General features: G+C 70.6%; 23 protein-coding genes and 1 tRNA gene. 7 read left to right on the plus strand and 17 right to left on the minus strand.

All coding sequences use genetic code 11. The features are described from left to right. Window positions 1-170 precede the first annotated feature (170 nt). A complete protein-coding gene (gene greA / locus HJG52_RS11500; RefSeq protein WP_171243708.1) occupies window positions 171-662 on the plus strand; it encodes a transcription elongation factor GreA in 492 nt (163 codons plus the stop codon). Window positions 663-758: 96 nt separating this feature from the next. Here the strand turns inward: greA and ilvA are convergent, their stop codons facing one another. The 6 genes from ilvA to HJG52_RS11530 are packed head-to-tail and all read right to left on the minus strand — an operon-like array spanning window position 759 to window position 6571. Further along, on the minus strand, window positions 759-1982 hold the full coding sequence (gene ilvA, locus HJG52_RS11505) for a threonine ammonia-lyase (protein WP_171243709.1): 1224 nt from the start codon (window positions 1980-1982) through the stop codon (window positions 759-761). Window positions 1983-2042: 60 nt separating this feature from the next. Next, window positions 2043-2477, minus strand: coding sequence for a VOC family protein (locus HJG52_RS11510; protein ID WP_171243710.1), 435 nt, complete (start codon window positions 2475-2477; stop codon window positions 2043-2045). Window positions 2478-2486: 9 nt separating this feature from the next. Then, window positions 2487-3809 carry a glutamate mutase L gene (locus tag HJG52_RS11515; RefSeq protein WP_171243711.1) on the minus strand — a complete coding sequence of 441 codons (1323 nt, stop codon included), beginning with the start codon at window positions 3807-3809 and terminating at the stop codon, window positions 2487-2489. 21 nt (window positions 3810-3830) lie between these two features. Continuing rightward, window positions 3831-5039: a cystathionine gamma-synthase gene (locus tag HJG52_RS11520; protein ID WP_171243712.1), complete on the minus strand. Its 1209-nt coding sequence runs from the start codon at window positions 5037-5039 to the stop codon at window positions 3831-3833. A 33-nt stretch (window positions 5040-5072) separates the two neighbouring features. Beyond that, complete coding sequence (locus HJG52_RS20815; protein ID WP_171243713.1) at window positions 5073-5570, minus strand: MOSC domain-containing protein; 498 nt, start codon at window positions 5568-5570, stop codon at window positions 5073-5075. Continuing rightward, window positions 5567-6571 carry a GNAT family N-acetyltransferase gene (locus HJG52_RS11530; protein ID WP_171243714.1) on the minus strand — a complete coding sequence of 335 codons (1005 nt, stop codon included), beginning with the start codon at window positions 6569-6571 and terminating at the stop codon, window positions 5567-5569. The genes HJG52_RS20815 and HJG52_RS11530 overlap by 4 nt, the downstream gene beginning before the upstream one ends. A 205-nt stretch (window positions 6572-6776) precedes the next feature. On the opposite strand from HJG52_RS11530, the gene msrA reads away from it, so the two are divergent. After that, window positions 6777-7490, plus strand: a complete 714-nt coding sequence (gene msrA, locus HJG52_RS11535) for a peptide-methionine (S)-S-oxide reductase MsrA (RefSeq protein WP_171243715.1) — start codon at window positions 6777-6779, stop codon at window positions 7488-7490. A 15-nt stretch (window positions 7491-7505) separates the two neighbouring features. On the opposite strand, the gene HJG52_RS11540 is transcribed toward msrA, so the two are convergent. Beyond that, the gene (locus tag HJG52_RS11540) at window positions 7506-7970 is read right to left on the minus strand and encodes a lamin tail domain-containing protein (RefSeq protein WP_171243716.1); all 465 of its coding nucleotides are present in this window, start codon (window positions 7968-7970) and stop codon (window positions 7506-7508) included. 128 nt (window positions 7971-8098) lie between these two features. Between HJG52_RS11540 and HJG52_RS11545 the strand changes: the two genes are divergently transcribed. Further along, window positions 8099-8590 (plus strand): GNAT family N-acetyltransferase, encoded by a 492-nt coding sequence (locus HJG52_RS11545; RefSeq protein ID WP_171243717.1) that lies wholly within the window; start codon window positions 8099-8101, stop codon window positions 8588-8590. On the opposite strand, the gene HJG52_RS11550 is transcribed toward HJG52_RS11545, so the two are convergent. From HJG52_RS11550 to HJG52_RS11560, 3 genes are read right to left on the minus strand one after another with little or no spacing between them, the layout of a single operon-like run. After that, entirely contained in the window at window positions 8511-9050 is a 540-nt protein-coding gene (locus HJG52_RS11550) for a DnaJ family domain-containing protein (RefSeq protein ID WP_346767703.1), read from the minus strand. The two genes, HJG52_RS11545 and HJG52_RS11550, sit on opposite strands and share 80 nt — an antisense overlap. Before the next feature lie 23 nt (window positions 9051-9073). Then, a complete protein-coding gene (locus HJG52_RS11555) occupies window positions 9074-9634 on the minus strand; it encodes a universal stress protein (RefSeq protein WP_171243718.1) in 561 nt (186 codons plus the stop codon). 12 nt (window positions 9635-9646) lie between these two features. Then, a complete protein-coding gene (locus HJG52_RS11560; protein ID WP_240977794.1) occupies window positions 9647-11119 on the minus strand; it encodes an MFS transporter in 1473 nt (490 codons plus the stop codon). Between the two features lie 135 nt (window positions 11120-11254). Between HJG52_RS11560 and HJG52_RS11565 the strand changes: the two genes are divergently transcribed. Then, entirely contained in the window at window positions 11255-12145 is an 891-nt protein-coding gene (locus HJG52_RS11565; protein ID WP_171243719.1) for an ABC transporter substrate-binding protein, read from the plus strand. 52 nt (window positions 12146-12197) lie between these two features. Here the strand turns inward: HJG52_RS11565 and HJG52_RS11570 are convergent, their stop codons facing one another. Beyond that, complete coding sequence (locus tag HJG52_RS11570) at window positions 12198-13574, minus strand: cystathionine beta-synthase (RefSeq protein ID WP_171243720.1); 1377 nt, start codon at window positions 13572-13574, stop codon at window positions 12198-12200. A gap of 92 nt (window positions 13575-13666) precedes the next feature. Between HJG52_RS11570 and HJG52_RS11575 the strand changes: the two genes are divergently transcribed. After that, window positions 13667-14008, plus strand: coding sequence for a helix-turn-helix domain-containing protein (locus HJG52_RS11575; protein ID WP_171243721.1), 342 nt, complete (start codon window positions 13667-13669; stop codon window positions 14006-14008). A gap of 159 nt (window positions 14009-14167) precedes the next feature. Here the strand turns inward: HJG52_RS11575 and HJG52_RS11580 are convergent, their stop codons facing one another. Together HJG52_RS11580 and HJG52_RS11585 are read right to left on the minus strand one after the other, a co-directional pair. Continuing rightward, on the minus strand, window positions 14168-14770 hold the full coding sequence (locus tag HJG52_RS11580; RefSeq protein WP_171243722.1) for a ClpP family protease: 603 nt from the start codon (window positions 14768-14770) through the stop codon (window positions 14168-14170). After that, complete coding sequence (locus tag HJG52_RS11585; RefSeq protein ID WP_171244137.1) at window positions 14767-15342, minus strand: ClpP family protease; 576 nt, start codon at window positions 15340-15342, stop codon at window positions 14767-14769. Before HJG52_RS11585 ends, HJG52_RS11580 begins: the two co-directional genes overlap by 4 nt. A 250-nt stretch (window positions 15343-15592) precedes the next feature. Here HJG52_RS11585 and HJG52_RS11590 point away from each other — a divergent pair, with 250 nt between their 5' ends. Further along, on the plus strand, window positions 15593-16801 hold the full coding sequence (locus HJG52_RS11590; protein ID WP_346767704.1) for an SGNH/GDSL hydrolase family protein: 1209 nt from the start codon (window positions 15593-15595) through the stop codon (window positions 16799-16801). Between the two features lie 39 nt (window positions 16802-16840). Continuing rightward, a complete protein-coding gene (locus HJG52_RS11595) occupies window positions 16841-18064 on the plus strand; it encodes an acetyl-CoA C-acetyltransferase (RefSeq protein ID WP_171243723.1) in 1224 nt (407 codons plus the stop codon). 43 nt (window positions 18065-18107) lie between these two features. Here HJG52_RS11595 and HJG52_RS11600 read toward each other — a convergent pair whose 3' ends face one another. The 4 genes from HJG52_RS11600 to HJG52_RS11615 form a co-directional block, all read right to left on the minus strand. Next, on the minus strand, window positions 18108-19037 hold the full coding sequence (locus HJG52_RS11600) for a hypothetical protein (RefSeq protein WP_171243724.1): 930 nt from the start codon (window positions 19035-19037) through the stop codon (window positions 18108-18110). 102 nt (window positions 19038-19139) lie between these two features. After that, the gene (locus HJG52_RS11605; protein ID WP_171243725.1) at window positions 19140-19427 is read right to left on the minus strand and encodes a hypothetical protein; all 288 of its coding nucleotides are present in this window, start codon (window positions 19425-19427) and stop codon (window positions 19140-19142) included. Window positions 19428-19455: 28 nt separating this feature from the next. Continuing rightward, the gene (locus tag HJG52_RS11610) at window positions 19456-20316 is read right to left on the minus strand and encodes a Bax inhibitor-1/YccA family protein (RefSeq protein WP_171243726.1); all 861 of its coding nucleotides are present in this window, start codon (window positions 20314-20316) and stop codon (window positions 19456-19458) included. Between the two features lie 100 nt (window positions 20317-20416). Next, window positions 20417-20494: transfer RNA gene (locus tag HJG52_RS11615), tRNA-Leu, on the minus strand. Window positions 20495-20504 lie beyond the last annotated feature (10 nt).

The raw sequence follows: 20504 nt of genomic DNA on the forward strand, positions 1-20504 counted from the left end.
TCCACCACACGCAACCAAATGGACCGGGTGCGTACCGGGCGTTAGACTCGACCTTTCACCGAGCGGTCTGGACCTGCACGCCCGATGGGCGGGGGTCCGGACCGCATTGCGTAACACCCCTTGTGCGGCGCTGGGACGCCGGCACGAGACCACAGCCAAGGAGTATCACCGTGAGCGAGACCGCGACCCCCACCGCGAGCTACCTGATCCAGGACGCCTTCGACCGACTGAAGGCCGAGCTGGACCAGCTCTCCGGCGAAGGCCGCACCGAGATCGCCAAGCGCATCGAGGCGGCACGCGAGGAGGGTGACCTCAAGGAGAACGGCGGCTACCACGCGGCCAAGGAGGAGCAGGGCAAGATGGAGGCCCGCATCCGCCAGCTGACGCAGCTCCTGGAGAACGCCGTCGTGGGCGCGACCCCGAAGGACGACGGTGTCGTCGAGCCCGGCATGGTCGTGACCGTCGACATGTTCGGCGACGACGTGACGTTCCTGCTCGGCTCGCGCGAGATCGAGGACTCCGACCTCGAGGTCTACAGCGAGAAGTCGCCGCTGGGTGCCGCGATCAACGGCAAGAAGGTCGGCGACACCGCCTCCTACGAGGCCCCCAACGGCAAGACCATCAAGGTCAAGGTCAAGGACGCCAAGCCCTACACCGGCTGACGCCCCCGCACCTCACCTCGCAAACGGCGGTTGCGCGCCGTCCCCACCAGCAATTGCTGAGGGGTATGCCGCGCAACCGCCGTTTGTCGTGTCGGCTCAGCCGAAGCGCAGCTCGTAGCCCTTGCCGCGCAGCGTCCGCAGCACCTCTTCGCAGTGCTGCTGGCCCCGGGTCTCGAGCTGGAGGCCGATCTCGACCTCGTCGACGGTGATCGTCGTGCCGGTGCGGATGTGCTCGACCTCGAGGACGTTGGCGTCGACAGCGGCGCAGTCGGCGAGCAGCTTGGCGAGGTGGCCGGGCTTGTCGGAGACGCGCACCCGGAACTGCAGGTAGCGCCCCGCCGCGGCCATGCCGTGCCGGATGATCCGCAGCAGCAGCAGCGGGTCGATGTTGCCGCCGGTGAGGACGGCGACGACCGGTCCGTCCATCGGGCGCCCGGCGTGCTTGAGCAGGTCGGCGACCGCGGCCGCTCCGGCGGGCTCGACGACGAGCTTGGCGCGCTCGAGGACGAACAGCAGCGCCCGCGACAGCTCCTCCTCGCTCACCGTCTCGATCGAGTCGACGAGGTCGCGCACGAGCGCATAGGGGACGTCGCCCGGCATACCGACGGCGATGCCGTCCGCCATGGTCGCCATGTTCTCGAAGGCGACCGGCTTCCCCGCCGCCAACGACAGGGGGTATGCCGCGGCCTGCTCGGCCTGCACGCCCACCAGCCGCACGTCGGGGCGTTGGCTCTTCACGGCCACCGCGATCCCGGCGAGGATGCCGCCACCGCCGGCGCTGCAGACAATCGTCTTGACCTCGGGCAGCTGGTCGAGGATCTCCAGCCCCGCCGTGCCCTGCCCGGCGACGATGTCGCGGTGGTCGAACGGGTGGATCAGGACCGCCCCGGTCTCGGCCTCCCACTCCTTGGCCCGCACCAGGCACTCGTCGATGGTCGTGCCGACCTGCTCGACCGTGGCGCCATAGGCCCGGGTGGCGATGAGCTTGGGCATCGGGGCGCCGTGCGGCATGTAGACCTTGACGTCGATGCCGAGCAGCTGGCCGGCGAGGGCGACGCCCTGGGCGTGGTTGCCGGCGCTGGCCGCGACGACGCCGCGCGCCTTCTCCTCGTCGGTGAGGCGCGACATCCGCGTGTAGGCGCCGCGGATCTTGAACGACCCGGCGCGCTGGAGGTTCTCGCACTTGAGGTAGACCTCGCACCCGACCCGGTCGGAGAGGGCGCGGCTGTACTCCAGCGGAGTCGGTCGGACGACGCCGCTGAGCAGGTCCTGCGCAGCGCGGACGTCGTCCAGGGTGACGGACAGCAACGGTGATGCCATGGAGCGCAGGCTAGCGCCCGGTGGCGCGCTCTCCCGCACGCCCCGGTCAGGCGCCCGCGGTCACTTCGTCGGACGGCCGATGAGGCAGAACGGGTGGCCCACCGGGTCGGTGTAGACCCGAAAGCTGCCCTGGTCCGACGGCTGGTGCTCGTGCCGGGTCGCGCCGGCCGCCAGCACTGCCTGCTCGTGGTGGTCGATGTCGCCGGCCCACAGGTCGAGGTGGGACTGCTGCGGGTGCTCTCCGCCGGGCCAGGTCGGTGCGACGTAGTCATCGATCCGCTGGAATGCCAACGACGTCCGGCCCTCGGGGTTGTCCGGGCTGAGCCCGCCGCCCGGGGGCACGAGGGTCGCCCACCGCTCGTCGGAGCCATCCTCGAGCTCCCAGCCGAGCACTTGGGCGTAGAACTGCGCGAGGGCAAGGGCGTCGGGACAGTCGATGACGACCAGGTCGAGCTGGGGGTGGGGCGGTACGGGGAACTTCTCGTCGTCAGCCATCACTCCACGCTAGGACCGACCACCGACCACTGTCGCGGCGAGCTCGCGGGCGGCGTCCGGGTGCGCCTCGCGCAGCAGCCCGACGGCCGCGAGGAGGTATGCCGTGTCCGTCACCACGCGCGCGTCGCGGGGCACCTTCCAGCCGCCGGCGTGGTCGGCGGTGACTGCCGCCAGGACCGCGTCGCGGTCGGTGGGGGCTCCGTGTCGCAGCACGCCGCCGGACCCCACGACGACGCTGACGTCGGCCAGGGGCCGCGGGCTCGACCCGGGCTGGGGCGGTCTGGCGTGGCGCCGCACGGCCACCACGGCAGCGGTCCGCGCCAGGTCAAGGTCGAGCTCCACCTCGTCTCGCCCGGCAGGGAGGTGAGCCGGGTCGGCAGCCAGCCGCGCGGCATACGGGGCAAGGGTTTTCGGCACGTCGAGGTGTTCGCGGGCAGCGGCCTCGACCACTCCTTCGGCGTTCCAGCGCATGCCGAGGTCGGCCTCGACCGTGCGCGCGTGCCACAGCGGCGCGACGACGTCCTTGGCCAGCCCGGCGTCCTCGCCCTGGGGGTTGATGACGGAGTAGACGTCGGTGGTGGCGCCGCCGACGTCGACGACCAGCACGTCACCGTCGACCGCCTCGGCGAGCACCTCGACGCCGGCGAGCACCGCGTCAGGTGTCGCGGCCTGCACCAGCCGAGCGAACTCGGGACCGCGGGACAGGCCCTTGCCGCCGATGACGTGGTGCAGGAAAGCCTGCCGGATCGCAGCCCGCGCGGCATCGGGCGCGATGACGCCGATGCGTGGCAGCACGTTGTCGGTGACGGTGAAGGTGCGGCCCGTGCTCGCGAGGATGGCGGCCACCTCGTCGGCCGCGTCGGCGTTGCCCGCCACGACGATGGGTGCGGTGATCCGCACGTTGGCGAGTCGGGTTGCATTGTGCAGCAACACTTCTGCGTTGCCGCCATCTGTGCCGCCGACGAGCAGCACGATGTCGGGGCGGCTCGCGCGCAGGGCCTTCACCCCGGCGCCGTCGAGCCTCCCGCTCGCGACGTGCTCGACCCGCGCACCCGCCGACAGCCCGACGCGGTGCCCCGCCTCCGCTGTGACCTCGCGCTCGTACCCCACGACCGCGAGCCGCAGGCCACCGCCCGCGCTCGAGCAGGCGACGACCTCGGCCGCGTCGCCGTGGCCCGCCAGCTCGGCGCGGATGCTGCGGTAGCCGTCGAGCACGTCGGTGTCGATCGTCGTCCGGTGGGACGCCGTTGCGACCAGGCCACCACTGCCGACGTCAACGAGGGCAGCCTTGGTGAAGGTCGACCCGAAGTCGACCGCGAGCGCGAGACTCATGGCGGTGTCAGGAGATTCGACTCAGCCGAGCCGGTCCAGCGCCTGCCGCAGGTCGTCGATGAGGTCGTCGACGTCCTCGATGCCGACCGACAGCCGGATGAGGTCGGATGGCACCTCGAGCTCGGTGCCGGCGACCGACGCGTGGGTCATGCGGCCCGGGTGCTCGATCAGCGACTCGACGCCCCCCAGCGACTCGCCCAGCGTCCACAGCTGGGTCTCACCGCAGACCTTGGCGGCAACATCCTCGCCGGCCTTGACCTGGAACGAGATCATGCCGCCAAACCGCTTCATCTGCTTGGCCGCCACCTCGTGGCCGGGGTGGCTCTCCAGCCCCGGGTAGTGGACCGCCGAGACGGCAGGGTGCCCGGTGAGGAACTCGACGACGCGCTCGGCGTTGTCGCAGTGCCGCTCCATGCGCACGGCGAGCGTCTTGAGCCCGCGCTGCACGAGCCAGGAGTCCATGGGCCCGGCAACGCCACCCATCGAGTTCTGGTGGAACGCAACGCGATCCGCCGCGTCGGCATACTCCGGCACGGCGATGTCCTTGCCCACGACGACCATGCCACCGACGACGTCGGAGTGGCCGCCGGCGTACTTCGTGGTCGAGTGCGTGACGATGTCGGCGCCGAGCGACAGGGGCTGCTGGAGGTAGGGCGAGGCGAAGGTGTTGTCGACGACGAGGAGCGCGCCGGCGTCGTGGGCGATGCCCGCGAGCGTCTCGATGTCGGCGATGCCGAGCAGCGGGTTGGTGGGCGTCTCGACCCAGACGAGCTTGGTGCTGCCGGGGCGGATGGCCGCACGCAGCGCCTCGGGGTCCGCGAGCGCAGCGATCGTGTGGTCGATGCCCCACGTCGTGAGCACCTTGTTGAAGAGGCGGTAGGTGCCGCCGTAGGCGTCGGACGGGACGACGACGTGGTCGCCGGGCTTGAGGAGGGCGCGCAGCAGCGTGTCCTGGCCGGCCAGGCCGGACGCGAACGCGAACGCCCGGTCACCGCCCTCGAGCGAGGCGAACCCGGTCTCCAGCGCCGTGCGGGTCGGGTTGGCCGAGCGCGAGTACTCGTAGCCGCCGCGGAACCCGCCGATGCCGTCCTGCTTGTAGGTCGAGACCTGGTAGATCGGCGTCACCACCGCGCCCGTCGTCGGGTCGGGGTCCTGGCCGACGTGGATCGCGCGGGTGGAGAACCCGGGCTCGCGTGCTTCGCGGTCGGTCGACGCCTTCTGCTCACTCATGCCGGCAAGGCTAGCCCGCGCTCCGGGCGCCGCTCAGGGTGCCTCGGCGGGCGTCTCCGGCGCCGACTCGACCACGACCCGGTCGCCGACAGCGATGGTGCCGCCGGACAGGATCCGCAAGACGCTGCCACCGCGGGCATGCATCGCCTTCATGGCCCCTTCGCCGATCCAGTCGTCGAGCAACCGGCAGGGGGCGGCCGGCCGTACCACCTCGAGCAGCACCTCCTCCCCCACCCGCACCCGCGCCCCCGGCTTCCCGGGCAGCGGGCCGCCGGAGACAGTGAGGTTGCGCCGCGTGGCCCCCGCCTCCACCGTCGACCCGAGCGCTTCGCTCGCGGCCGCCAGGTCGGGCGCCGACTGGATCGTCACGTGCCGGTGCCGGCTGCCGTGGTAGCGGTCACCGACCAGCCCCACCCCCGCCTCCGCGACCACCGACTCCACCGGCCTGGTCGGGACCTTCCGTGCCGGTGCCACATGGATCGAGACCACCTCGCCGAGTGACGTCCCCGGTTCGACCGCGACGAGGCTCACCGCAGGTCCTTCTGCCACTCGCGCAGGTAGGCGTCCGTGACATAGCCCACCCGGCGGTTCACCGCGAGCATGTGGGTGTTGTCGTCGGCGTTCCAGGTCCGGATGACCTGCGAGTCCGGGCTCACCTCCATCACCGCGAGGGTGTTGGCGGCCTTCATCCGCAGCCCGAGCGCGTGTCCGCGGTGCTCGCGCATGACGAGCGTGTCCTGTTGGTAGGCGATGCGCGGCTCGTTCCGGGAGACCTGCACCTGGGTGTAGCCGACGACGTCGCCGGTGGCGGCGTGCACGGCATACGTGTCGATGGCGGTGCGGCCCATCGCCTCGATGCGGTCGTACTGTTCGCGCACGCGCGCCTCGTCCCAGACCTCCTCCTCGAGCACGAGGTCGCCCAGCGGGATGTCGGTGCTCATCCGCCGGCTCAGCTCGGCCCGCGCCGCAAGCAGCTCGTCCGGGAGCGGACCCACGACGTTGCGCAGCGTGTATGCCGCGGGCTCACCGCCCGCGGCCAGCTCACCGAGCGCAGCCGAATCCGCTGGCAGCGCAAGGGAACTGCGCAGCACAGTCTGCGCCGCGGCATACCCGTGGCTTGTCGCGAACGCGGCCGCGCTGTCCTCGCCGTCTTCTCGCCACTGGCTCTCGGCCATGAAGATTGAGCGGCCCTCGGCCGCGGACTGGTCCTCGGCGCGCGCGAGCAGCGCGGCGCCGACGCCACGACCGCGGTGGTCGGGGTGGACCGCAAGGTTGATCGCCGCCATCGAGCGGTTGTCGCGCAACGGCAGCACCAGCCCGACCGCACCGACGACCGTGTCCCCGTCGACCGCAGCCCACGCGTAGCGGCGCTTGTCGGTCGCCCGCTCGAGCTCGCGCAGCTGCTCGACCGTCCACGAGGAGTGGTCGTCACCGAACTCGGCGCGGTCGCTCGCCTCGAAGACCCCCGCCCATGCGCGGAACAGCTCGTCCCGGGCCGGGTCGAGCCCACTGACCTCCACGATGTCGACCATGCCCCCACCCTCTCGCGACCAGGCCCCGCACCGCACCGCGGTTTCCGGCCCGCGAACTTTGGGCCAAAGTTCGCCAGTGCCCGGAACCTTCCCAGCGCCCACGAACTTTGGGCCAAAGTTCAGTAGCGCAGGGCACAGCCCTGCGGGGAATCAGCGGGTGGCCGAGGATGGTTGGTACAGGTGCACCCACCGAAACGGAGTCGAGATGTTCTTCAGCCGCGACAAGTCCACGATGCCCACCGCCGAGACCGCCCTGCGCGGGCGCGACGAGCGGCCCTTCCAGATCGCCCCTGAGCACCTCGTCCTGCACACGCCCGTCGAGGGGTCGTGGCCGGAGGGCACCCAGGTCATCTACTTCGCCATGGGCTGCTTCTGGGGTGCCGAGCGGATCTTCTGGCAGCAGCCGGGCGTCGTGACGACCGCGGCTGGGTACATGGGCGGGCTCACGCCCAACCCGACCTACGAGGAGACGACCACCGGACGCACCGGCCACGCCGAGACCGTCCTCGTCGCCTACGACCCCGAGCAGACCAGCGCCGAGCTGCTGCTCAAGGAGTTCTGGGAGAACCACGACCCCACGACGGCCAACCGGCAGGGCAACGACATCGGCACGGCCTACCGGTCGGCCATCTACTGGACCACCGAGGAGCAGCGCCTCGCGGCCGAGGCGACCAAGGAGGCGTTCCAGAAGGTGTTGACCGACAACGGATTCGGGCCCATCACCACCGAGATCCGGTCAGCCAAGGACGCAGGGCCGTTCTACTACGCCGAGGACTACCACCAGCAGTACCTCTTCAAGAACCCCGGCGGCTACTGCAACCACGGGTTCAAGGGCATGACCTGCCCCGTCGGCATCGTCAAGCAGGACCAGCTGCCGTCGCAGCAGGAGGTCCTGCGCGCCGAGTCCGCCGACGAGTGAGCGTGTGCCCGCCGGTCAGCGGCGGGTGACGTAGTACGCCGCGGCCGAGGCGTCCTTGAAGGCCCACGAGTCCTTGAGGACGCCTCGGCTGTCGCGCAGGTAGGCCGTGTCGCCGGTGTTGTTCCAGACGTACCAGGTGCGGTTGTAGTACCGAGTGGTCGAGGTCGCGGTGCCCTTGCCCGTGCGGATCGTGACCGTGGCGCCGGCCTTGAGGGTGAAGCTCGGGAACTTGTACGTGAAGCCCTCCTTGTCCCTGAGGGTCCACCCGGTCAGCGAGCGGGCGGTGCTCGTCGTGTTCTTGAGGACGACGTACTCCGCGTTGAGGCTCGAGTTCCCGCCGCGGTCCGCGCCCGGCGAGTCGTACTGGATCTTGACGATCCGGATCGGCGGGGTCGCGGCACCGGCCGTGGTGGGGGCGGCGACGGCCGCGCCGGAGGCGACGACGGTGACGAGGGCGAGGGCGGCGATGCGGCGGGACATGCGCCAAGACTAGGTATGCCGCGGGCGCGCCTTGGCCGGTTCTCGCACCTTTGCGGCAGAACCGGACCAAACGGACGACCCCGCAAACCCGTTGGCGTCCGGTGCGGGGCCCGGCCTAGCGTCGAGGGGTGCTGATCCGTGACTTCACCGCCGAGGACCTGTCCACCTTCGCGCCGATCTTCCGGGCGATCGTCGAGGACGGCGAGACGTACGCCTACCCCGAAGGCCTCACCGACGAGCAGATCGCCGACCTGTGGTGGGAGCGGCCTCCGGGTCGCACCGTCGTCGTGGTCGACGACGACGGCACCGTGCTCGGCAGCGCCAAGATGGGGCCGAACCGACCGGGCCGCGGGGCCCACGTCGGCACCGCCAGCTTCATGGTCGGGCCGGCCGCACGCGGCAAGGGCGTCGGCCGGGCACTCGCCGAGGACATGGTCCGCTGGCACCGCGACCAGGGCTATGCGGCCATCCAGTTCAACGCGGTCGTGGAGACCAACACCGAGGCCGTGCACCTGTGGCAGGAACTCGGGTTCGAGGTGCTCACGACCGTCCCAGCAGCCTTCGAATCCAGGACACACGGCCGCGTCGGCCTGCACGTGATGTACCTGCCGCTGGGCTGACGGCCCCGGCCGCTGCCTCCTCCGCCGCTCGTCGCTCGGCCGCTCGCTCGGTTGCCCGCTGCTCCCGCAGGTCCCGCCACTGCCGCACCATGTCGTCGACGTCGACCGTGGGTGCGATCAGTGGCGAGGCTGCCCCGACGGCCGGGCGCAACCGGTCGAGCTTGACCCGCCGGTTGAAGTCCTCGAGCACCGCCCGCACCGACTCCTCGGACGTCAGGTCGGCCAGAGACTCGGGGAACGTCGCCTTCTCCTTGCGCAGCGCGATCGCCGGCGGCATCGCACCGGTCAGGTCCAGCTGCTCGCGCTGCACCAGCCCCTTGATCCACCAGTCCGGGTCGTCACCAGCGGGAGTTCCTATGCCCCGCAAGGGTTTTCCGGCGCCGGGCAGGTTGTCGAACTCGCCCCGCTCCTGCGCCTCGCGGATCGCCTTCTCGACCGGCGACTCCCACTGCGGCTGCACCCTTCGACGATAACCCGAGCCCCTCAGGCGGTGTCGGGGTTCGGGTGGCTGAAGCCGGGTCGACCGGCCCGCCCGGCGGCCTCGGTGACGCTGCGACCCACCGCGGTCGCTGCCCGCTCGAGCGGTGTCTGCGGCGCCCCCGAGACGCTCGGTGGCATGACCACGACAGGGCACGTCGCGGCATACACGAGTCGCTGGGCGAAGCCCGGCGCCGACCCGAGGTCGAGCCGCCGTGGGGCGTCGACGACGAGCAGGTCGGCACCCTTGGAGGCCGCGAGCAGTGCCTTGCGCCGACCGCCGGACACCAGCTCGACCTCGATGCCGTGGTCGCGGCCGAGGGCGGCCTCGACATCGGCCTGCAAGTCTGCGAGCGCTTGGTCGCGCGCGGCGTCGACGTCCTCGTGCACCGGGGACGGCGACACCCGCGACGCGGTCTGCGGCGGGGTCGGTCGCCACGCCCGCACCGCGACGACACGACCGTGCCGCAGCTGGGCGAGGTCGGCCGCCCAGCGCAGCGCGGTCGGGGACTTCGAGGTCGCGCTGACACCGACGACGATCGTGTATGCCGCGTTGTCACCTGCCATGACGACCTCCCCTCACGCCCGCGCCGGCTCGAGCGGCGGGTCGTCGCTGACCTTGCTGAGCGGGTCGGCGACGTCCTCGAGCGACTGACCCTCGGCGTTGACGCCGAAGAACCAGGCGACGAGGCCACCGAAGATCATCACGCAGGCACCGAGGATGTAGCCCCAGAACAGCGGCGTGCGGTCGGTGCCGTCGCCAATGAGCGCGCCGTAGATGGTCGGCCCGAACGCGCCGACGACCTGGCCGATGGAGAAGAAGTACGAGATCGCCTGGCCGCGCACCTCGAGCGGGAAGATCTCGCTCACCGTCAGGTAGGCCGACGACGCACCGGCGGAGGCGAAGAAGAACGAACCGCACCACAGCAACGTCTGGGTGGTCGCCGTCAACGAGTCGGCGCGGAACAGGAACGCCGACAGCAGCAGGATCGACCCCGACAGCAGGTAGGTGCCGAAGATCATCTTGCGCCGACCGATGGTGTCGAAGAGGTGGCCGAGCAGCAACGGCCCCAACAGGTTTCCGACGGCGAAGGGGAAGAAGAACTTCTCCGCGGTCGACCCGGACAGGCCGTAGAAGTTCTTCAGCACGAGGATGTAGGTGAAGAAGATCGCGTTGTAGAGGAAGCTCTGCGTCACCATCATCGTGACCCCGAGGAACGTGCGTCTCGGGTACTTCTTGAAGAAGACCTCCTTGAGCACGCTCCACGGCAGGTTCTCCTTGGCCTTGATGAGCATCGCCTTGCTCTCGTCGACCGGTGACAGCTTGACGCCACGCTCCTCGACGGAGTGCTCGATCTCGCTGACGATGCGCTCGGCCTCCTCACCCTTGCCGTGAGTCACCATCCAGCGCGGGCTCTCCGGGATGTGGCGGCGCAGCCAGATGATCAGCAGACCCAGCACCGGGCCGACGAAGAAGCCGATCCGCCAGCCCCAGTTCTCCGAGACCAGCTTCGGGTCGAGCAGGAAGATGTTGGCGAAGGCGCCGATCATCGCGCCGAACCAGTAGGTGCCGTTGATCGCGATGTCGACGCGTCCGCGGTACTTCGCCGGGATCAGCTCGTCGATCGCGGAGTTGATCGCGGTGTACTCACCGCCGATGCCGAGGCCGGCGATGAAGCGCCAGATCCACAGCCACCACACGTTCCAGGCAAAGCCGGCCACACCGGACCCGATGAGGTAGATGGCGAGGGTGATGACGAACAGCCGCTTGCGACCGAGGGTGTCGGTGAGGCGCCCGAAGAAGAGCGCACCCACCACCTGGCCGATGAGGTAGATCGTGCCGGTGAGGCCGACCTCGGTGCTCGACATGTCCAGCGTCTTCTGGAACCCGGCCGACGCCACCAACTGGATCTCGAGACCATCGAGGATCCAGGCCGTGCCGAGGCCCAGGACCACCATCCAGTGGAACCGCGCCCACGGGAGCCGGTCCATACGGAACGGGATGAGGCTTCGCACTGCCCCCGGATCGGTGGGTGAGGCTGCTGTCGTCATCGACAATTCCTTCCTGGTCACCTTGGGCGGGTCGGGTGCGCGCTTGGTTGCGTCACCCACCCAACTGGGCAACGTACGCCCGATCGGCCCAACTCGCAGTTCGAAGCGTTCCGGTGGCTGGCATAGGGTCGTCGAGTGCGGATCGTCTCGCTGCTGCCTTCGACCACCGAGATCCTGTTCGGCCTCGGCGCCGGTGACGACGTCGTCGGCGTGACGTTCGAGTGCGACACGCCCGCCGAGGCCCGGTCGCGCACGATCGTGTCGACGAGCGCGATGCCGGAAGGCTTGTCCCCCAAGCAGATCGACGACTTCGTCGCGGCGGCGATGCGCGCAGGTGAGGACCTCTACCACCTCGACGCGGGCGCTCTCTCCGCGCTCGACGCCGACCTCGTCGTCACCCAGGACCTGTGCGCCGTGTGCGCGGTCGACGTGTCCGTCGTCGACGACGCCCTCACCTACCTCGGGTGTCGCGCGGAGGTGCTCACCATCGACCCGCACAGCCTCGAGGAGGTGCTCGGCTCCGTGGTCACGCTCGGCGCGGCGACCGGTCGCGAGGCACGCGCCGGCGCCGTCGTGGCCGGCCTGCGAGAGCGCCTGTATGCCGTGGAGTCGGCCGTGCGTGGCCGTGCCCGCCCGCGGGCGCTGGTGCTGGAGTGGACCGACCCGCCGTTCGCGCCGGGCCACTGGGTGCCCGAGATGGTGGAGCGCGCGGGCGGTGTCAGCGCCCTCGGGTCGGCCGGTGAGAAGTCGGTGCGCGTCACCTGGGACGACGTGCGCGCGAGCGAGCCGGAGGTCGTCGTCTGCGCGCCATGCGGTTACGGCCTGGACGACTCAACAGCGTTGGCGCACAAGGTGATCGACACCGGCGAGCTGCCGGACGGCATACCCGTCTGGGCCGTCGACGCCAACGCGAGCTTCGCCCGCCCGGGCCCGCGACTGGTAGACGGGGTCGAGGCACTCGCTGGCATCCTGCACCCCGACCACGCCCCGGCCCCGACCGAGTCGATGGCGGCCCGGCTGCGCTGACGCCGACTCATGTGGGTGAGCGTGCGCCATGGCGCACGCTCACCCACACAACTCAGTCGACGAGCGAGACAAGCAGGTCGGCGCGGGTCAGCACCCCGACCGGCTTGCCGTCCTCGACGACCATGATCGCGTCGTGCTTCTCGAGCTCGGCGCGCGCCGAGCTGACGGACTCGCCGGCGCCGACGAGCGGCAGCGGCTGCTCCATGTGTTTCTCGACCGAGTCGGTGAGGTGGGCCGTGCCGTTGAAGAGGGCTTCGAGCAGCTCACGCTCGCTGACCGACCCGGCGACCTCACCCGCCATGACCGGCGGCTCCGCCTTGACGACCGGCATCTGCGAGACGCCGTACTCGTGCAGGATCTCGATGGCGTCGCGGACGGTCTCCGACGGGTGCGTGTGCACCAGGGCCGGGAGGTCACCGGCCTTGCTGCGCAACACTTCCCCTACGGTCTTCTCGCCACCGGCCCGCATGAAGCCGTAGGAGTTCATCCAGTCGTCGTTGAAGATCTTGCTCATGTAGCCCTTGCCGCTGTCGGGCAGCAGCACGACGACGACGGCGTCCTCCGGCAGGTCCTTCGCGGCGCGCAGGGCGGCGACCACGGCCATGCCGCAGGAACCTCCGACAAGCAGGCCCTCCTCGCGGGCGAGGCGGCGGGTCATGTCGAACGAGTCGGCGTCGCTGACCGCGATGACCTCGTCGACCACCTTCGGGTCGTAGGCGGTCGGCCAGAAGTCCTCGCCCACGCCCTCGACGAGGTAGGGGCGACCGGTGCCACCGGAGTAGACCGAGCCCTCGGGGTCGGCACCGATGATCTGCACCCGCCCGCCCTCGCGGTCGGCCGAGACCTCGCGCAGGTAGCGGCCGGTGCCGGTGATGGTGCCGCCGGTGCCGACGCCGGCGACGAAGTGGGTGACCTTGCCCTCGGTGTCGTCCCAGATCTCGGGGCCGGTCGACTCGTAGTGGGACGCCGGACCGTTCTGGTTGGCGTACTGGTTCGGCTTCCACGCGCCGTCGATCTCGCGGACCAGCCGGTCGGAGACGGAGTAGTAGGAGTCGGGGTGGTCGGGGGCGACCGCCGTCGGGCACACGACGACGTCGGCGCCGTATGCCTTCAGGACGTCACGCTTGTCCTGGCTGACCTTGTCCGGGCACACGAACACGCACTTGTAGCCCTTGCGCTGCGCGACCAGCGCGAGGCCGACGCCGGTGTTGCCCGAAGTCGGCTCCACGATGGTGCCGCCGGGCTTCAGCTCGCCCGACGCCTCCGCAGCCTCGACCATCTTCAGCGCGATCCGGTCCTTCACCGACCCACCGGGGTTGAAGTACTCCACCTTGGCCAGCACGGTGGCCCTGATGCCGTCGGTGACCGAGGAGAGCTTGACGAGGGGCGTGTTCCCGACGAGGTCGGCGATGTGCTCTGCATACTTCACGCCCCCATCCTCTCAGACCCCCGCACGCGCGGTTGTTGCGCCGACAGCGAACCCTCCTCCCCCCGCACCTCGCAGCGGCCTACCGTCGGAGCATGGAACGGTCGACGGTGGTGCGCTTGACCCGCCCCAGCCGCGCCCCGCGCCGGCCCGAGCCGCTGTGGCGGGAAGCCGTCGGCTGGCGACTGCGCCGCCTTCGTCAGCGCCGCGGCGACACCATCGTCGAGGTGGCGGTGCGGGCCGGCATCTCACCGCAGTACCTCTCCGAGCTCGAGCGCGGTCGCAAGGACCCGTCATCCGAGGTGCTGGCCGCCGTCGCCGGAGCCCTCGACGTCACCGTGGTCGAGGTGACGACGCTGGCCGCCACGGACCTGCGCCGCCACCCCGGTGTCGTCACCGGGTCGGTCAGCCGACCGACGGTGATGCTCGCCGCCTGAGGTGGGGTATGCCGCGGGCCGACCCCGCGGCATACCGTCCCCGTCGGCAACCCACCCACATGGACGATCGTTGACGTCGGTAACCCACCCAAATGGACGGTCGTTGACGTCGGTAACCCACCCACATGGACGATCGTTGACGCACCGCGAGCGACAGACTCAGGCGGCGGAGGCCTTGCGGTAACCCACGATCCGGTCGGCGATGCCATAGGCGACAGCGGCCTCCGGCGTGAAGATGCGGTCGCGGTCGGTGTCGGCCCGCAGCGTCTCCAGCGACTGGCCGGTGTGGTGGGCCAGCACCCGCTCGGCTTCCGCCCGCAGCCGCACGACCTCGTCGGCGGCGAGGATGAGGTCGGGGATGGCGCCCTGGCTGCGTCCCGACGGCTGGTGCAGCAGGACGCGGGCGTGCGGGAGTATGCCGCGGCGTCCCGGGTCGCCGGCCGCGAGCAGGATCGCCGCGGTCGAGCAGGCCTGGCCGATGCAGGTGGTCGCGACGGGTGCCTTGACGTACTGCATCGCGTCGTAGACGGCGAAGGTCGCGGTGAGCGAGCCGCCGGGGCTGTTGACGTAGAGGTTGATCTCCTTGTCGGGGTCGTCTGCCTCGAGGTGGAGAATCTGGGCAATCAGGGCATTCGAGACGCCGTCGTCGATCTCGGTGCCCACGTAGACGATTCGCTCGTGGAGCAGGTGGCTGTAAACATCCATGATCCGGTCGCCCCGCGCGTCGGTGCGGACCACGTTGGGGATCGTGTAGGTGCTCATCGTCCGCCACCCAGCCCGGTCGTCGGGCGACCGGGCCGCACCCGGTCGAGGCTGTCGATGACGCCGTCGATGAACCCGTAGTCGAGCGCTTCCTGCGCGGTGAACCACCGGTCGCGCTGCGAGTCCTCGCGGATCTTCTCGAGCGGCTGGCCAGTGTGTTCGGCGATGATGCCCAGGACCGTCTCGACGATGTGCCGCAGATCCTCGGCCTGCAGCTCGATGTCGGCGGCGGTGCCACCGATCCCGGCCGAGCCCTGGTGCATGAGGATGCGCGAGTGCGGGAGCGCCCACCGCTTGCCCGGTGCGCCTGCCGTCAGCAGGAACTGCCCTGCGCTGCAAGCCAATCCGAGCGCAAGCGTCGACACGTCGTTGGGCACCAGCTGCATCGCGTCGCGGATCGCGAGCATCGCCGGCACCGAGCCGCCGGGACTGTTGATCCACAGGCTGATGTCGGCCCGCGGGTCCTGCGCCGACAGCAGGAAGATCGATGAGCACAGTCGGGTGCCGCCCGCGTCGTCGAGCTCGCCGTCGAGGACGAGGATGCGCTGGTCGAAGAGCCGGCTCGACAGCATCTCGCCGAGGGGCAGCGGTCCGGGCGGTCCGTCCCGAAACGCCGGGCGCTCGCCGGGCGTCGCCTGGTCGTGTGGTCTGGTCACGAGGTCTGGGTATGCCGTGTGCATGGCTCGAGCGTGCAGCCGGGCTCCGTTGTCGCCCAAGGGTTTGCTGCTGTGAGCAGACGCGCTCCACCAAACGCCCGATGCCGCCGGCCCGGCCAGCGGCAGACCATCGAGGTCGAGGCGAACGTTGGGGGTGGAAACAATCATGGCCGCTTCACTCGTTACCGTCAGAGAGACCGACGAGAGGGGACTGTCGATGGGCCGGGCCCGGCGCGCACGCAAGATCGCCGCCACCGCTGCGTACGGCGGAGGTGGGGTGGCCGCTGGCCTGACCGCGCTCGGGGCGCTCGGGTACGGCCTGCTCAAGGTCGAGGCGCAGATGGCCCGCAAGGTCGTCGGCCAGCCGTTCGAGGGCGCACCCGACGACAACGGCACCTACGGCTCCGGAGCCGGTGAGCCCGTCGAGCTGGTCGTCCTCGGCGACTCATCCGCCGCCGGGATGGGCGCCGACAACCGGTACCAGACCGTCGGCGCGATCATCGCCACCGGCGTGAGCGCGCTGACGGGCCGCCCGGTGCGGCTCACCAACACCGCCGTCATCGGCGCCGAGTCCTCCGCGCTCGAGCTCCAGCTCGCCAACGCCCTCGACCAGGTCGCCCGCCCCCACGTCGCCGTCATCATGGTCGGCGCCAATGACGTCACCCACCGCATCGACAAGGCGGTGGCGGTCCGCCACCTCGAGCAGACGGTGCGCCGGCTGCGGGCGCTCGGCACCGAGGTGGTCGTCGGCACCTGCCCCGACCTCGGCACCATCCAGCCCATCCCCCAGCCGCTGCGACTGCTCGGCCGCCACTTCTCCCGTGACATGGCGGCGGCCCAGACCGTCGCCGTCGTCGAGGCCGGTGGTCGCACCGTGTCCCTGGGCGACCTGCTCGGGCCCGAGTTCGCCGAGCGCCCGGCCGAGATGTTCAGCAAGGACCGGTTCCACCCGTCACCGGCCGGCTACGCCCGCGCCGCCGCCGTGCTCATGCCGAGCGTGTATGCCGCGCTGGGCGTCTGGGAGGGCGCACCCGCCGAGGGCACCGCCCCGGACAGCAGCCGCGGCGAGGGCGTGGGCCCGGTGGCGGTGGCCGCGAAGGTCGCCGTCAGCGACCCCGGCACCGAGGTCAGCGCGACCCAGATCGGGGGCCAGGCACGCGGACCCCGAGGCCGCTGGGCCATGCTGCTGCGCCGTCCGCGCAACCCCGAGGCGCGCGAGGATCGACCCAACGAGAGCACCGACGATGGCGTCGACGCGGGCGTCGACGCGAGTGCCGACCCGGTCGCCGAGGGCCAGCACAGCGGCCCCGACCACGGCGAGACCAAGCCCACACCCACGGACCCAGCCACACGGCATACCATCGACACTGACTAAGCGGCCGCTTAGAGGCGGCCCTCGACGAGGAGGAACCCCGTGCCCGAAGCCGTCATCGTCTCCACCGCGCGCACGCCCATCGGCCGCGCCTTCAAGGGATCGCTCAAGGACATCCGTCCCGACGACCTGTCCGTGCAGGTGCTGCAGGCGGCCCTCGCCAAGGTGCCGGCGCTCGACCCGACCCTCGTCGAGGACCTCTACTGGGGCTGCGCCGAGCCGTCGGACAAGCAGGGCTCCAACATGGCGCGGGTCATCGCCGTGCTCGCCGGGCTCGACCACCTGCCCGCGTCGACGATCAACCGGTTCTGCGCCTCATCGGTGCAGACGACGCGGATGGCCTACCACGCGATCAAGGCCGGCGAGGGCGACGTGTTCGTCAGCGGCGGCGTCGAGTGCGTGTCGCAGTACGCCAAGTTCACCGGCGCCGGCGGCTCCGAGGGTGACGCCCAGAACCCGCTGTTCGCCGACGCGCAGGCCCGGCAGGCGCAGATGGCCAAGACCAACGAGACGTGGACCGACCCGCGCGAGCAGGGCCTGCTGCCTGACGTCTACCTCGCCATGGGCCAGACCGCCGAGAACGTCGCCACCTCGCGCGGTGTCTCGCGCGAGCGGCAGGACGAGTGGGGCGTCACCTCGCAGAACCGGGCCGAGAAGGCCATCGCCGACGGGTTCTTCGAGCGCGAGATCGCGCCGGTGACGCTGGCCGACGGCACCGTGGTCAGCAAGGACGACGGGCCGCGTGCCGGCGTCACGATGGAGGCCGTGTCGCAGCTCCAGCCGGTGTTCCGCGAGCAGGGCACGGTGACGGCCGGCAACTGCTGCCCGCTCAACGACGGTGCCGCCGCGGTCGTCGTGATGAGCGACACCAAGGCCAAGGAGCTCGGCCTGACGCCACTGGCACGGGTCGTCTCGACCGGCGTGTCGGGGCTGTCACCGGAGATCATGGGTCTCGGCCCGGTCGAGGCGTCGCGGCAGGCACTCGCGCGGGCCGGCATGACCATCGGCGACATGGACCTCTACGAGATCAACGAGGCCTTTGCCGCGCAGGTGCTCCCCAGCGCCGACGACCTGGGCATGGACTTCGACAAGCTCAACGTCCACGGCGGCGCGATCGCGCTCGGCCACCCGTTCGGTTCCACCGGCGCGCGCATCACCACCACGCTGCTCAACGGCCTGGAGGCCCGCGACGGCCAGTTCGGGCTCGAGACCATGTGCGTCGGTGGCGGTCAGGGCATGGCCATCATCTACGAACGCCTCAGCTGACGCTGAAGTTCACCTCCTCTGGTTGGCCGACGACTCGCCGGGATCATCCGGCGAGTCGTCGGCCATCCGTGCGCTGCCGGTGGGCCTCGCACACCTGGTCCATGAACTCCTCGGGCGCGAGACGCAGACCCAGCAGCGTCATCCGCAGAACCATCCTGCGCCCGAGCACCACGGCGTTGCTGCGCAGCGCGTCGTCGGTGGGGGCCAGACCGGCGAAATGCTGGGAACCGTCGATCTCGACGACCAGCCCGATGTCCTCCCACTCGACGTCGAGGTAGATCCTTCCGCGGGGCCCGCGACGCAGCACCTGCCTGGTCGGTTCTGGCAGCCCCCGACGGCGGCACAGAACGGCGAAGTCGAGCTCCCCCAGCGAGTGGGCGCCGCTCGCGATGTCCTGCACGAGCATCGCGACCAGAGCCCGGCGTGAGCGGCCCTTGACCTGATCCGCTGCGAGCACCAGTTGTGCAGGTGTGACGAGGCGTTGTTGCACCGGAAGCACCAGGATGAGCGCCGCCTGTCGGTCGCTGACCGCCCACCGGGCCGCGCGGACTGCGGCGACGGCAGGTCGAACCCTGGGCACGCCGTTGGTCAGCACCTCGTCCTTGACGCGCCGCCTGACGCGGTGGGCAACGACACCGCTCACCGGATGGAAACGAGCCCGGTGGTCGATCGACACGTGGATGTGCTGCTCGACGAAGCCGGTCATGCCGGCGGCCTGCATGGCCGAGACACCGTCGAGAGCGGCAGATGCGCCGGACTCCCAGACGGCCCGCCACTGCAGCGCGCCCGGCGCCAGCGGCCCGCAGTGCAACGCCACGGTCCGACTGCCGTGCAGGGCCCAACGTCCTTGGTTCACCTGCCGAGCGACCGCGTCGCGATCCCATCCCAGACTGGCCAGCTCGGCCCTCGCCAGGACGTCTTCATGGGCAGCTTCGGCCAGCTGTTCGTGGCTGGCGCGGACTGACCCTGACATGGCTCAAGCCTGCCCGTCCACGGCGCTGTCCCCGGAGCGCCATCCACAGGCCAAGCCGGTGGCCGACGACTCGCCGGGATCATCCGGCGAGTCGTCGGCCACTCACGCGAGGGTGCGGCGCAGGTCGGCCAGCCGCCCACCCAGGTCGTCGGCCCGCCCGGCCGCGCACGCGTCGAACACCAGCACGCGCAGCTGGTCCATCAGGGTCGCCGGGCCGAGGTCCGGCACGGGCCCGGCGGCCGGAGCGGTGTGGGCAGCCAGCTCCTCCACCAGCCCGCGCACGACCGGCACATGAGTGAGCGCGCGGTCCAACGGCAGCTGCTGCCACCGTCGGACCACGCGCTCGAGCTCAGTCGAAACCTCTTGCGGCACAGGCGACTTCGGCGTCATGCCCGGCGTGAGGCGATCGGCTCGCTGGTCAGTTGCTGCGCATCCGGCCGAGCAGGCGCAGGATCTCGAGGTAGAGCCAGATCAGGGTCACGATGAGACCGTGTGCGAGCAGCCAGGAGTACTTCTGCGGAGCCCCGGCCGCGATGGCCCGGTCGATCGAGTCGAAGTCGATCGCGAGCATCAGCGAGGCGAGCCCGACCGCGATGATCGAGATGCCGAAGCCGAGCATGCTGGTGCCGCCGAGCCCGAAGGCCTGGCCCGAGAACAGGGCGTAGACCACGTTGATCACGGAGAAGATGGCGTAGCCGATCACGGCCATGAACATCATCCGGCGGAACTTGTCGGTCACCTTGATGAGACCGGTCTTGTAGGCGAGGAGCATGCCGACGAAGACGGCCAGCGTGCCCATCACGGCCTGCGGGACGATCCCCTGGAACGCCGTCACCTGGCCCGGCTGGTCGAACACCGCCGAGTACGAGCGGCTGATCGCCCCCACGAACAGGCCCTGGAACGCGGAGTACAGCACGATCAGCGGCACGCTGATGGTCTTCTTCACGGCGATGGCGATGCCGAGAACCAGCGTCGCGACCAGCCCCACGCCCCAGATGACGATGCCGAAGGTCGGGGCGAGCTGCCAGGAGATCGCGGCCATGACGACGACGATCGCGAGCAGCGCCGCGGTCTTCATGATGACGTCGTCCATGGTGACGCGCCCCATCTGCACGGGGCCGGCGGACGGCTGGTTGTACATGTCCTCGAGCTGGCGCTGCGACATCGCGTCGGTGGCGGCCATGCCGCCCGTCGACGGCGCCTGCGGTGCGCGGCCGAAGCCGGCGTACCCGCGCTGGGACTCCTTGTCGATCCGGTCGAACACCGGGTTGCTGGCCATCTGTGGCTCCTTGCGTGCTGGGGCGGCCCTGCGGTCGGCCGCTCGCTCACCCCAGACTACGTGCTCAGGCGCCTCACGGTTCCCGTTGCACGGGCGGTCGTGGTGCCCCCGACGGGGGTCGAACCCGCACCAGTGGCGATTTTAAGTCGCCTGCCTCTGCCAGTTGGGCCACGGGGGCGGCCCCACTC

The sequence above is a fragment of the Knoellia koreensis genome (assembly GCF_013041615.1).
GTDB classification, from domain to species: domain Bacteria; phylum Actinomycetota; class Actinomycetes; order Actinomycetales; family Dermatophilaceae; genus Pedococcus; species Pedococcus koreensis.